The 11,741-nt window shown below is 68.9% G+C and carries 11 protein-coding genes; all 11 read left to right on the top strand.

Translation table 11 applies throughout. The features are described from left to right. Nucleotides 1–25 precede the first annotated feature (25 nt). The 11 genes from H074_RS07055 to mraY all read left to right on the top strand — a co-directional run bounded on the left by H074_RS07055 (nucleotide 26) and on the right by mraY (nucleotide 11,740). Nucleotides 26–553 (top strand): YbaB/EbfC family nucleoid-associated protein, encoded by a 528-nt coding sequence (locus tag H074_RS07055; RefSeq protein WP_007029335.1) that lies wholly within the window; start codon nucleotides 26–28, stop codon nucleotides 551–553. Then, complete coding sequence (locus H074_RS07050) at nucleotides 550–873, top strand: type VII secretion target (protein WP_007029334.1); 324 nt, start codon at nucleotides 550–552, stop codon at nucleotides 871–873. Before H074_RS07055 ends, H074_RS07050 begins: the two co-directional genes overlap by 4 nt. Beyond that, nucleotides 870–2,006, top strand: a complete 1,137-nt coding sequence (locus H074_RS07045; protein ID WP_007029333.1) for a WXG100 family type VII secretion target — start codon at nucleotides 870–872, stop codon at nucleotides 2,004–2,006. Before H074_RS07050 ends, H074_RS07045 begins: the two co-directional genes overlap by 4 nt. A gap of 58 nt (nucleotides 2,007–2,064) precedes the next feature. Next, the gene (locus tag H074_RS07040; RefSeq protein ID WP_007029332.1) at nucleotides 2,065–2,592 is read left to right on the top strand and encodes a hypothetical protein; all 528 of its coding nucleotides are present in this window, start codon (nucleotides 2,065–2,067) and stop codon (nucleotides 2,590–2,592) included. 436 nt (nucleotides 2,593–3,028) lie between these two features. Beyond that, nucleotides 3,029–3,460 (top strand): division/cell wall cluster transcriptional repressor MraZ, encoded by a 432-nt coding sequence (gene mraZ / locus H074_RS07035; protein ID WP_005156436.1) that lies wholly within the window; start codon nucleotides 3,029–3,031, stop codon nucleotides 3,458–3,460. A 203-nt stretch (nucleotides 3,461–3,663) separates the two neighbouring features. Next, nucleotides 3,664–4,623: a 16S rRNA (cytosine(1402)-N(4))-methyltransferase RsmH gene (gene rsmH / locus H074_RS07030; RefSeq protein ID WP_007029331.1), complete on the top strand. Its 960-nt coding sequence runs from the start codon at nucleotides 3,664–3,666 to the stop codon at nucleotides 4,621–4,623. Then, nucleotides 4,620–5,333 carry a cell division protein FtsL gene (ftsL, locus tag H074_RS07025; RefSeq protein WP_007029330.1) on the top strand — a complete coding sequence of 238 codons (714 nt, stop codon included), beginning with the start codon at nucleotides 4,620–4,622 and terminating at the stop codon, nucleotides 5,331–5,333. Before rsmH ends, ftsL begins: the two co-directional genes overlap by 4 nt. Then, nucleotides 5,333–7,261 (top strand): peptidoglycan D,D-transpeptidase FtsI family protein, encoded by a 1,929-nt coding sequence (locus tag H074_RS07020; protein WP_007029329.1) that lies wholly within the window; start codon nucleotides 5,333–5,335, stop codon nucleotides 7,259–7,261. Before ftsL ends, H074_RS07020 begins: the two co-directional genes overlap by 1 nt. A gap of 362 nt (nucleotides 7,262–7,623) precedes the next feature. Continuing rightward, the gene (locus H074_RS07015; protein WP_007029328.1) at nucleotides 7,624–9,129 is read left to right on the top strand and encodes a UDP-N-acetylmuramoyl-L-alanyl-D-glutamate--2,6-diaminopimelate ligase; all 1,506 of its coding nucleotides are present in this window, start codon (nucleotides 7,624–7,626) and stop codon (nucleotides 9,127–9,129) included. Beyond that, nucleotides 9,126–10,658: a UDP-N-acetylmuramoyl-tripeptide--D-alanyl-D-alanine ligase gene (locus tag H074_RS07010; RefSeq protein WP_007029327.1), complete on the top strand. Its 1,533-nt coding sequence runs from the start codon at nucleotides 9,126–9,128 to the stop codon at nucleotides 10,656–10,658. The genes H074_RS07015 and H074_RS07010 overlap by 4 nt, the downstream gene beginning before the upstream one ends. Next, nucleotides 10,655–11,740 (top strand): phospho-N-acetylmuramoyl-pentapeptide-transferase, encoded by a 1,086-nt coding sequence (gene mraY, locus H074_RS07005; RefSeq protein WP_007029326.1) that lies wholly within the window; start codon nucleotides 10,655–10,657, stop codon nucleotides 11,738–11,740. The genes H074_RS07010 and mraY overlap by 4 nt, the downstream gene beginning before the upstream one ends. Nucleotide 11,741: the final 1 nt, after the last annotated feature.

Genomic DNA, 11,741 nt, shown 5'->3' with positions numbered 1-11,741 from the left:
GCCTTCGGGAAGTGGGGGTTTCGAAATGACCGTGCCCTTCGGTGGCCACGTGCGCGATCCGCAGGAGTGGATGCGTGAACAGGAGCGGCGCAGTGCCGCCCTGCTCGCCAAGGCGGAACAGGCGAAGGCCGATCTGGAGAACAACGTCGTCACGCTGAGCAGCCCGGATCGGCTGGTCACCGTGACGGTCAACCCCGGCGGTGGCCTGACGTCGCTCTCGTTGTCCCCGCAGGCACAGGAACGGCCGCCGGCGCAGCTCGCGTCGCTGATCATGAGCACCTACCGCAAGGCGACGGCGAGGGCGGCGGACCGCACGCTGGAGATCATGGCCGGGCTGACCGGCGAAGACTCCGACGCGGTCGATTTCATCAAGAGCACCCTGCCGCCGCGGGAAGAACCGCAGCCCTCGCCGGAACCGGACGACTCCGCGCGCCTCGGCGTCCCCTCCGAACCGCCTCCCGCTCCACCCGCGAAACCCCGGCCGCCCCGCCCCGTGTCCGACGAGGACGACGGTGAAGACTTCCAGCACGTCGACTGGACCGGCCGCTCGTGAGCGGGCCGGGATACGGCGTCTCGCCGGAACGCCTCAAGGCGCACGCGGACCAGGTTTCCGATCTCGCCGACCGCATCCGCGGCGCGGCCTCGGCGGCGAACCAGGTCGGATTGGGCGGCTTTCAGGGGTACGGCCTGCTGTGCGCGGTGCCCGTCGGCGGCGTCCTGCAGCTGGCACAAGGCGACGCGGACGAGCTGATGACCAGCGCGGCGAACCTCGGCGACGCGTTGTCCGATGCGCTGCGGAAGGCGGCCACGGACTACACGAAGATCGACGACGACGCGGCGGGGCTCAGCCGGGACCTGGGGAAGAAGCTGTGAGCGAAGGGCCGGTCGCGGGGCCGAGGGAACAGAACCTGGTCGCGCGGAAGAACGACGAGAAAAAGAACTTCAAGGGAGGCGGTCTCGCCGACAGCCTCGAAGGCCTGGCCGGTACTTTGAAACCCAAGCCGGGTGAAGACATCGACGAGTTCGCGCTCGCCATGGACGGGGTCTCCGTCGGGCTGGATGCGCTGTCGATGGTCCTGAACCCGCTCGGTGAGCTGGTGAAGGCCGGAGTCGGCTGGCTGATGGAGAACCTCGATTTCATCCGCGAACCACTGGAAATCCTCACCGGTGATCCAGACCTGGTCCAGCAGGCGGCGCAGACCTGGAACAACATCGCCGCCGAACTCGAAGCCGTGGCCGGCGACTACGAAGGTGCGCTGTCCACGACATCCGGATGGGATGGCGACGCGGCGGTCGCCTACCGCCGGGTCGCACTGCAGTACACGCGGTCCCTGCGTGATGTCGCCGCCGAGGCCAGGGATTCGGCGCACTGGATCACGACCGGCGGCATGGTGGTGGCCACCGCGCGAGCGCTGATCTTCGATATCATCGCCGGCTTCATCAGCGACGTGATCACCCGTGCGCTCCTGGCACTCGCTTCCTCGTGGTTCACCCTCGGTGGTTCGGTCGCGGCGTTCACCGCGAGCATCTTCGCCGACGCGGTCAAGGTCATGGCGAAGATCCAGAAGAAGCTCGGCAAACTGCTCAGCGCGATCCAGAAGTTCGTGAAACGGTTCGAAGGATCGAGTGACAGGGCACGGGAGGCGGCGCGGACGTTGGGGCGGAAGTCTTCCGAACTGGGGCGCGACGCGAACAGGGCGATCAAGGCCAGCGACACCACCTTGGACGCTTTCAAGGCCGACAACCTCAAACTCGCGAAGAAGGCTTTGGATTCCGAAGCAACCGGTGCCGAGCGCGTGCTCAAACACACGCGTGGCGGGATGGACCGGATGGAGAACACGGTTGCGGGGAAGATCGCAGACAACACCGCGTTGAAGATCGGGAAGGAAGCAGGCAAGGCGGTCGCCGGAGACCGCAGCCAGTACGACGGCGGCTCACCCGAACGCGGTCGAGTTACTCCACCGCGCACCGGCCGGATCAGCGGCTCGCTCGACGACGATGACTGACTTGGCCGGACAAGGCGACCGGCCGGCCCGGAAGCGGCGAGGCCGATCCAGCCTGAGAATGATCACTGGCGTCGTCTTCGTCGTACTGAGCGCCTGGTTCATGATCTCGCTGGGAGTTTCACTGGGGATCAGTGACCAGGGGAAAGTGGATCGGTTCGGGGTGGCGCGCATTCAGGAATGCCACCGCAGCCCGCTGCGGTTCTGGATGATCCACGTATGCCAGGCCGAGGTCCGGTGGGATCGGAAGGCGTTGGGCAGGCCACTCGTCACTTCCGCGGTGATCGGTTCGGTTTCGGACCTGTCGGGTGAGGTGAACGTGGTGTCCTATCGGTCGGCGGGGCGCTATGGGGCGCTGCAGTACAGCATCGTCCCCGTGGATCGGCCGCGCGCGCCGTTTTCCTATGGGTGGTGGATGTTCTTCACCTTCGTGAGCCTGATCCCCGGTTATGTCGTGGGCTGGTTCGCGGGCAAGGGCATCGACAGGCTCATGCCGGAACCGACGGAGAAGCCCAAGGACTGGCGCGGCGTCAGCCGTCGCGCGACCCCAGGGATGAACGGACGCCGCCGCAAGCGCGGCCGCCGCTGACCTCGTGAGTGGTGAGGACGGTTAGAACCGTCCTCACCACTCACGAGGGACGTGACGGCTGTCCTTTGTCGACATGGGTCATGGGATGAACCGATGTCACCCTCCACAGTGTCCCCACCGATCCCCACCGGCTTCCCCACTTTCACCCCACTTCGCCCCACAGCAGGGTTCCGGCTGCCGATTTCCGGACGCATCAGGCATGGATGAGGTTGCTTCGATACCCGGCCAGGGGGATCTTGGCCACCGTCCCCCACCAAGCCCCCACCTGGCCCCACCTGGCTGACCAGCGAAAACGCCTGACACGACGGAGTGGTGGCGGCTTTCGGCGCGTTGACTGTGGTGAAAAGTGGGGTACGGTGGTGCGAAGTGGGGCAGAAGGGAGCCCCGTGGCCGAGCTCGGTTGTTCGCAACCGGGAGCGGTAGGGAGGTGGGGCCGGTGTTCCTCGGCACCCACACCCCGAAACTGGATGACAAAGGGCGGCTCACGCTGCCCGCGAAGTTCCGCGACGCGCTCGCCGGTGGGCTGATGGTCACCAAGGGACAGGATCACTGTCTCTTCGTCTTTCCCCGGGCCGAGTTCGAGCAGATGGCGAGGAAGGTCGCCGACGCCCCGTTCACGAACGAGGCGGTCCGGGCCTACCAGCGTTATCTCTTCGCCGGGACGGACGAACAACGCCCGGACGGGCAAGGACGTATCGCGATCGCGTCCGAGCTCCGACGCTACGCCGGGCTGAACAAGGAGTGCGTGGTGATCGGGGCGATCACCAGGCTGGAGATCTGGGACGCCCAAGCGTGGCAGGGCTACCTGGACGAACACGAGGACAGCTACGCGAAGGCTCGAGAGGAAGTTCTGCCGGGCGTCTTCTAGACGTGGCCGAGGAAGCACCCACGCCGTCGGGGGGCGCGGGTTCACGCTTCGGACACGCCGGGAAGCGCCCACACGGATGCCGTGAGGCCTCTGTCCGCTCAGTGGCCCTGGTACACCTTCCCCGGTACCAGGTCAGCAGGCGGGCGGACAGGGACCTGACGGCATCCGGCATCTTCCCCGGCACTACAGGAAAGGGGGAAGACATGGCAGACGAACACGAGCACGTTCCGGTGCTGCTCGACCGCATCGTCGAGCTGTTCGCGCCGGTCTTCTCCGACCGCGAGGCCGTGCTGGTCGACGCGACCGTCGGACTCGGCGGTCACTCCGACGCGCTGCTCACCGCGTTCCCCTCGCTGCGCCTGGTCGCCCTCGACCGTGACCCCAACGCGCTGGAACTCTCCGCGAAACGGCTGGCGCCGCACGGTGATCGTGTCGACTTCGTGCACGCCGTCTACGACGAGATGCCGTCCGCGCTGCAGGGTCTCGGACTGTCCAGAGTGGACGGGATCCTGTTCGACCTCGGGGTCTCCTCGATGCAGCTGGACCGCGCCGAGCGCGGTTTCGCCTATTCCAAGGACTCCCCGCTCGACATGCGGATGGACCCGACCACCGGGATCACCGCGGCCGACGTGCTCAACACCTACGCCCCCGGCGAGCTGATCCGGATCCTGCGCGACTACGGCGAGGAACGATTCGCCCAGCGGATCGTCAAAGCCGTCGTGGCGGAACGGGAGAAGGAACCCTTCACGCGCAGCGGGCGGCTGGTGGAACTGCTGTACGACGCGGTCCCCGCGGCGAGCAGGCGCACCGGCGGCCATCCGGCGAAGCGCACATTCCAGGCGTTGCGGATCGAGGTCAACGGCGAACTGGAGGTGCTGCGGCGGGCGATGCCGCGGGCGTTGTCCTCGCTCGCCGTCGGCGGCCGCATCGTCGTGGAGTCCTATCAGTCCCTCGAAGACAGGCTGGTCAAGCAGGCCTTCGCGGAACTGGCGAAATCCCGGACGCCGGAAGGGCTTCCGGTGGAACTGCCGGGCCACGGCCCGGAACTGAAACTGCTCACCAGAGGGGCCGAGAAGGCCGGCGAGGCGGAGACCGAACAGAACACGCGGGCCGCCTCCGTGCGGCTGCGAGCCGCCGAACGGATCGGAGACCGAGCACGATGACCGCTCCCGCGAAGTCCCGCGGCCGCCGGACACCGGCGCCCGGACGGCGTGCCCGCGCGACCGGCACGGTCGACCAGACGCCCGGCACCACCGAGACCACGACGTCCACCCGCGCCTCCCGCGGCCGGACGTCGGCGGCTGAACGCGCCTACGCCCGCCGCGCCCAGCGCGCCGACCTGCTGCAGCGAGACCAGCAACGCAACCGTCCCGACGCCGAAGGCGGCGTGGGCAAGGAAGAGCCGAAGAAGAAGCTCAAGCTGCGCTGGCCGCGGTCGCGCGCGTCGTTCGTGCTGATGATGATGGGCATGCTGGCCGTCGGCGTGGCGTGCACGCTGTGGCTGACCACGCAGGCCATCGCCGATTCGTACCGGCTCGAACAACTCCGCACGACCAACGCCGGGCTCGCCGAGGCGAAGGAGCGGCTGCAGCGCGAGGTCGCGAAGGCCGAGTCGCCCGCTTCGCTGGCGCCCAAGGCCAGGGAACTGGGCATGGTGCCCGGCGGCGACCCCGCGCATATCGTGGTCGGCCCGGATGGACAGTCCACTGTGGTCGGTGAGCCGAAGAAGGCGGAAGCCGAAGCGTCGGTCGCTCCGTCCGACTCGACGGCGCCTCCGCCCGCCGAGGGCACGCAGCAGGGCACGCCGTACGAGGGCGACCAGCCCGCGGTGCCCCAGGAGAACGCGGTGCCCCCGGCGCAGGGAGGTCAGTGATGTCACCCGGCCGCCCGGCGCAGGCCAGGGCGCGGTCGGCGGGGAGCGCGCGGCGGACCTACGCCGCCGGGACCCGCCGTGCCACCGCCCGCCGGGGCAACGGGGGAAACCGGAGCCGGTTCACCGGTGTCCGGATCCTGCTGATCGTCGTGATGGTGCTCGCCGGCCTCAAACTGGTTCAGGTGCAGTGGTTCGAGGCCGGTGCGCTGTCCGAGGCAGCCGAACGGCAGCGGACGTCGGTGATCGAAAGCCCCGCGCAGCGCGGGTCCATCCTGGACCGCAACGGGACGAAGATCGCGTTCAGCGTCGAGGTGCGGACACTGGCCGTGAGCCTGAACTGGCTCCACAAGACGATGGACGACTTCGCCGCGAAGAACCCGGCCAAGGGAAAGAACTTCGAGACCGAGGTGGCGGGCGCGGCGAAACTGATCGCGGCCAAGCTGCCCGGGGTGATCACCGAGCAGGAACTCCTGGACAAGTTCCACAAGCCGGAGGGGTTCACCTACCTCGTCCACGACATCGAACCGTCGGTCGCCGAAGCGATCGTCAAGGAATACCCGTGGATCAGCGTCGAGAAGCGTTCGAAACGGGAATACCCCGGTGACTCGATCGGCGCGAACATCGTCGGTTACGCGAACTGGCGCACCGACGACAAGGACGTCTCCAAGCACAACCTGCACGGTGGCTACGGTCTCGAGGCTTCGCGGGACAACGACCTCGCCGGAACGCCGGGCCGCAAGATCGTCAACACGCGGAACGGCAACGACAACCTCGTCATCCCCGGTACCGAACGGGACATCCAGAACGCCGTCCCCGGTTCGGACCTGCAGCTCACGATCGACACCGATCTGCAGTACGAACTGCAGCGGCAGCTGAGCGAGTACGTCGTCAAGTCGAAGGCCAAGGGCGGCCAGGCGGTCATCCTGGACTCGAAGACCGGCGAGGTCTACGCGCTGGCCAACGACAAGACCGTCAACCTCAACGACCCGGCTTCGCGCAGCGAGACGGAGAACCTGAACAACCGCGCGGTGACCACGCCGTTCGAACCCGGTTCGGTGAACAAGATCGTCACCGCGGCGGGCGCGATCGACGACGGCATCACCACGCCCGAGGCGTCCCTGCCGGTACCGGGTTCGCTGCAGGTCGCGGACAAGATCGTCAAGGACGCTTGGCACCACGGCACCCAGCAGTTCACGACCACCGGCATCTTCGCCAAGTCGTCGAACGTCGGCACTCTGTTGCTGGCGCAGAAGCTCGGCGAGGACCGGTACGCGGACCTGCTCAAGAAGTTCGGCCTCGGCCAGCGCACGGGTCTCGGCCTCCCCGGTGAGAGCCCGGGCGTCGTGCCTCCGCGCAACCAGTGGTCGGCCACGACCTTCGGAAACCTGCCGATCGGGCAGGGGCTTTCGATGACGGTCGTGCAGATGGCCGGGATGTACCAGGCCATCGCGAACGACGGGCTGCGCGTGGAACCCAGGGTGGTCAAGGCGAAGGTCAATCCGGACGGGACCGTCGTCCCGGAACCGGCGCCGAAGACCGTCCAGGTCATCAGCCCGCAGGCGGCGAAGACCGTCCGCGAGATGATGCGCGCCGTGACGCAGAAGGGCCGCGGGCAGCAGAGCGGCACCGGGCCGAAGGCGGCACTGGAGGGCTACCAGATCTCGGGCAAGACGGGCACCGGCCAGCAGGTCGACCCGCAGACGAAGACGTACAGCAACCACCTCTACAACATCACCTTCGCCGGGATCCTGCCCGCCGACAACCCGCGTTTCGTGGTCGGCATCCGGCTCGACGCCCCGGACGCCACACTGCAGCAAGGACTCTCGGCCGCGCCGCTGTTCCACTCGGTGGCCGCGTACCTGGCGCAGCGGTTCCAGATCCCGCTTTCGGACGGCCCGTCGCCTCAGGTCCCGCTGGTGCTTTCCTGACGCCGCTGAAGGGCGCTTTCCCCGCATGACATGGGGGGAAGCGTCCTTCGCCGCGTAAGACGCGGGGAAAGTCCCCTTCAGCTCTTCTCGCCCGAAGTCCTCAAGCGACAGTCGGAAGCCCTTGCGTGCCAAGGAGAGCGTGCGAAACCCATTACCACGAGCATGATCGCCGCGCGCACACCCCGCACCGCTTCAGTCACCCGGATGCCGCGCCGGTAACCTCCTTGGCTGTGTCGGTGCCTACTTCAGATCCCCGCAGCGGTCCCGCCGTCGAAAGCGGGTCCGGCGCGACGGCTGCCCAGGTCCCGGACAGCCCGGTCAAGGCCGTCGCCGCACCCCCGCGTCCGGCCAGGATCGAGCCGATGCCGCTGGGCACGCTGCTCGCCAGGGCGGGCGCCCGGCTCGTGGTCGGTGACGACGACTACACGGCCGCGGCCGAGCTGACGGTCACGGGCAGCACGCTGCGTGCGCAGCACGTCCTCCCCGGTGACCTCTTCGCCGCCCTTCCCGGCGCCCGCGCCCACGGCGCGGACTTCAGCGACCAGGCCATCGCCGCCGGCGCGGCCGCCGTGCTCACCGACGAGGCGGGCGCCGAGCGTCCGGTGCTCCGCGACGCCGGCGTGCCGATCCTGGTGCACCCGGACCCGCGCGCCGCCCTCGGCGAGATCGCCGCCTGGATCTACGGGGAGCCGTCGCTGGAGCTCTCCGTCCTCGGTATCACCGGGACGTCCGGCAAGACCACGACGTCGTATCTGGTCGACGCCGGGCTCAAGGCGGCCGGGCTCACCACCGGGCTCATCGGCACGGTCGAGACCCGGATCGCGGGGGAGCGGCTGACCAGCGGGTTCACCACTCCCGAGGCGCCGGATCTGCAGGCGCTCCTGGCGGTGATGGTGGAACGCGGAGTCACGCACGTCCCGATGGAGGTCTCCAGCCACGCCCTGTCGCTGGGCCGGGTCAACGGCACGCGCTTCGCGGTCGGCGCCTTCACCAACCTCTCCCAGGACCACCTGGACTTCCACAAGGACATGGAGGAGTATTTCGCCGCCAAGTCGCTGCTGTTCGACGGCCGCTCCACCGCCGAGGTGGTCGTCGTCGACAGCGCCTGGGGCCAAGCACTCCTCACCCCGCACACGGTGACCGTCTCCACCGAGCCGGGAACGGACGCGCTGTGGCGCGCCACCGACCTGACGCCCACCCCGGCGGGAGAGCAGACCTTCACCCTCCACGGTCCGGACGGCCTCACCGCTTCGGCGAAGATCCCGCTGCCGGGTGAGTTCAACGTCGCGAACGCCGTGCTCGCGGCCGCGATCCTCAACACCGCCGGTGTCCCGCTCGACGCCATCGTCGCCGGGCTCGCCTCGGTCGAAGTGCCGGGCCGGATGGAGCGGGTCTACCTCGGCCAGCCGTTCACCGCGGTGGTCGACTACGCGCACAAGCCCGCCGCGGTCGCGCAGGGGCTCGACGCGCTGCGTGCCCGCACCGAGGGCCGGATCATCACCGTCCTCGGTTGCGGCGGGGACCGCGACACCGCGAAGCGCCCGATGATGGGCGAGGCGGCTGTCCGGCGCAGCGAGATGCTGATCGTGACCGACGACAACCCGCGTTCGGAGGATCCGGCCGCGATCCGGGCGGCGATGCTGGCCGGTGCCCGCAACGCCGGACCGGCCTTGGGCGGCGAGATCCTCGAGATCGCCGACCGCCGGGAAGCCATCGTCCACGCGGTCGAGCTCGCCCAGCCCGGCGACATCGTGTTCATCGCGGGCAAGGGCCACGAGACCGGCCAGGAGGTCCAGGGTGTCGTGCACCCCTTCTCCGACCGGGACGAGCTGGCCGCCGCCATCCGCAGACGTCTGGAGACAGTGTGATCGTGCTCAGCCTGGCCGAGATCGCCGCCATCGTCGGCGGCAGGCTGCATCGGACCGACGGGACAGCCGAGGTCACCGGAAGCGTCGAATTCGACACCCGCCAGATCACGCCCGGCGGTCTGTTCGTCGCGCTGCCCGGCGCGAAGGTCGACGGCCATGACTTCGCCGCGCAGGCCGTCGAGTCCGGCGCCGTCGCGGTGCTCGCGGCCCGTGAGGTCGACGCCCCGGCCGTGATCGTGCCGCCGCCTGCCGCCGGTGCCACGCACGAGCGGGCGTTCGCGCTGGTCTCCGACAAGGACGGGGCGGGCGCCGCGGTGCTGGCCGCGCTGGCCAAACTCGCCCGGCACGTGATCCAGAAGCTGTCAGGGGACCACCTGACCGTCGTCGGGGTCACTGGCTCGTCGGGCAAGACCTCCACCAAGGACATCATCGCCCAGCTGCTGGAGCCGCTCGGCCCGACGGTGGCGCCGCCGGGATCGTTCAACAACGAGCTGGGCCACCCCTGGACGGCGCTGCGGGCCGACGACACGACCCGGCAGCTCGTGCTGGAGCTGTCCGCTCGCGGGCCCGGTCACATCGCCGAGCTGGCGGCCATCGCGCCGCCGCGGATCGGCGTCGTGCTCAACGTCGGCACCGCGCACGTCGGCGAGTTCGGCTCTCGTGAGGGCATCGCCAAGGGCAAGGGTGAGCTCGTCGAGGCACTGCCGAGCGCGGAGGACGGCGGTGTCGCGGTCCTGAACCTCGACGACCCGTACGTCGCGGCGATGGCGAGCCGCACGAGCGCGCGGGTGGTGTTCGTCGGCGAAAGCGAGTCCGCGCAGGTCCGCGCCGTCGACATCACCCTCGATGACGAAGCGCGTGCGTCGTTCCGCCTGGTCACCCCGGACGGCGAGGCGCCGGTGAAACTGCCGCTCTACGGCGAGCACCACGTCGGCAACGCGCTCAGCGCCGCCGCCGTGGCGCTGGAAATGGGCTCGACGGTCGCAGAGGTCGCGGCCCGCCTGTCGAACCTCGAACGGCGCTCCGAACGCCGGATGGAGGTCACCACCCGGGCCGACGGCGTCACGGTGCTCAACGACTCGTTCAACGCCAGCCCCGAGTCGATGCGGGCCGCTCTCAAGGCGCTCGCGTCGATGAGCGCGAACCGCCGCTCCTGGGCCGTGCTCGGCGTGATGGGCGACCTCGGCGAGGACTCGGTCGCGGCGCACGACGGCATCGGCAGGCTCGTCGTCCGGCTCAACATCGACAAGCTCGTGGTCATCGGCCAGGCCGCCGCCGCGACGCATCAGGGCGCGCAGCACGAGGGTTCCTGGGGCGAGGAGTCGGTACTGGTACCCGACGTCGAGGCCGCCATCGCCCTGCTGCATGATCAGCTCCGCGCGGGGGACGTGGTGCTGGTGAAGGCGTCCAAGGCCGCCGCGCTGTGGCGAGTGGCCGACGCCGTGCTCGCCTCCCCCGGAACCAACGCTGAATCCCCTGCAGTACTCCCTTCCCCCTCTCAAGAACGCTCGAACGGTGGTGACGCGTGATCAGCATCCTGATCGCGGCCGCGGCGGGCCTGCTGGTCTCCATCCTCCTCACTCCTTATCTGATCCGGGTGTTCTCCCGGCAGGGCTTCGGCCAGGAGATCCGGGAGGAAGGACCGCAGGGACACAAATCCAAACGCGGTACCCCGACGATGGGTGGTGTCGCGATCATCGTCGCGATGGTCGTCGGGTATTTCGTGGCGCATCTGATCAGCGCGCTCAGCGGCGGCAACGGCACCGGCGGTCCGTCCGCCTCGGGGCTGCTGGTCCTCCTGCTGGCCGTCGGCCTCGGGCTCGTCGGGTTCCTCGACGACTTCATCAAGATCCGCAAGCAGCGCAACCTCGGGTTGAACAAGACCGCGAAACTGGTCGGCCAGCTGGTGGTCACGATCGCCTTCGCGATCCTGGCGCTGCAGTTCGCCGACGAGCGCGGGCTGACCCCGGCCTCGGAGAGCCTGTCCTACGTGCGGGACCTCGCGCTGATCACCTTCCCGTCGGTGTTCTTCGTGATCTTCTGCTACATCGTCATCTCGGGCTGGTCGAACGCGGTGAACTTCACCGACGGCCTCGACGGACTCGCCGGCGGCACCGCGGCGATGGTGCTGGCGACCTACGTCGTCATCGCCTTCTGGCAGACCCGCCTCTCGTGCGCGGTCACCCCGCAGACCGCCTGCTACGACGTCCGTGACCCGCTGGACCTGGCCGTGGTGGCCGCCGCGGCGACCGGCGCCTGCGTCGGGTTCCTGTGGTGGAACGCGGCCCCGGCGAAGATCTTCATGGGCGACACCGGCTCGCTCGCCCTCGGTGGCCTCGTCGCCGGCCTGTCGATGACCACTCGCACCGAACTGCTCGCCATCGTCATCGGTGGTCTGTTCATGGTCGAGATGATCTCGGTGGTCGCGCAGATCGCGGTGTTCCGCACCACCAGGCGGCGGCTGTTCCGGATGGCCCCGTTCCATCACCACTTCGAACTCGCGGGCTGGGCCGAGACCACCGTCATCATCCGGTTCTGGCTGCTTTCGGCCATCTGCTGCATGTTCGGGCTCGGCCTGTTCTACAGCGAACAGCTCAGCTTCGGGGGTTAAG

The sequence above is a fragment of the Amycolatopsis decaplanina DSM 44594 genome (genome assembly GCF_000342005.1).
Lineage (GTDB): Bacteria > Actinomycetota > Actinomycetes > Mycobacteriales > Pseudonocardiaceae > Amycolatopsis > Amycolatopsis decaplanina.
This window is presented reverse-complemented; position numbering and strand designations above follow the sequence as displayed.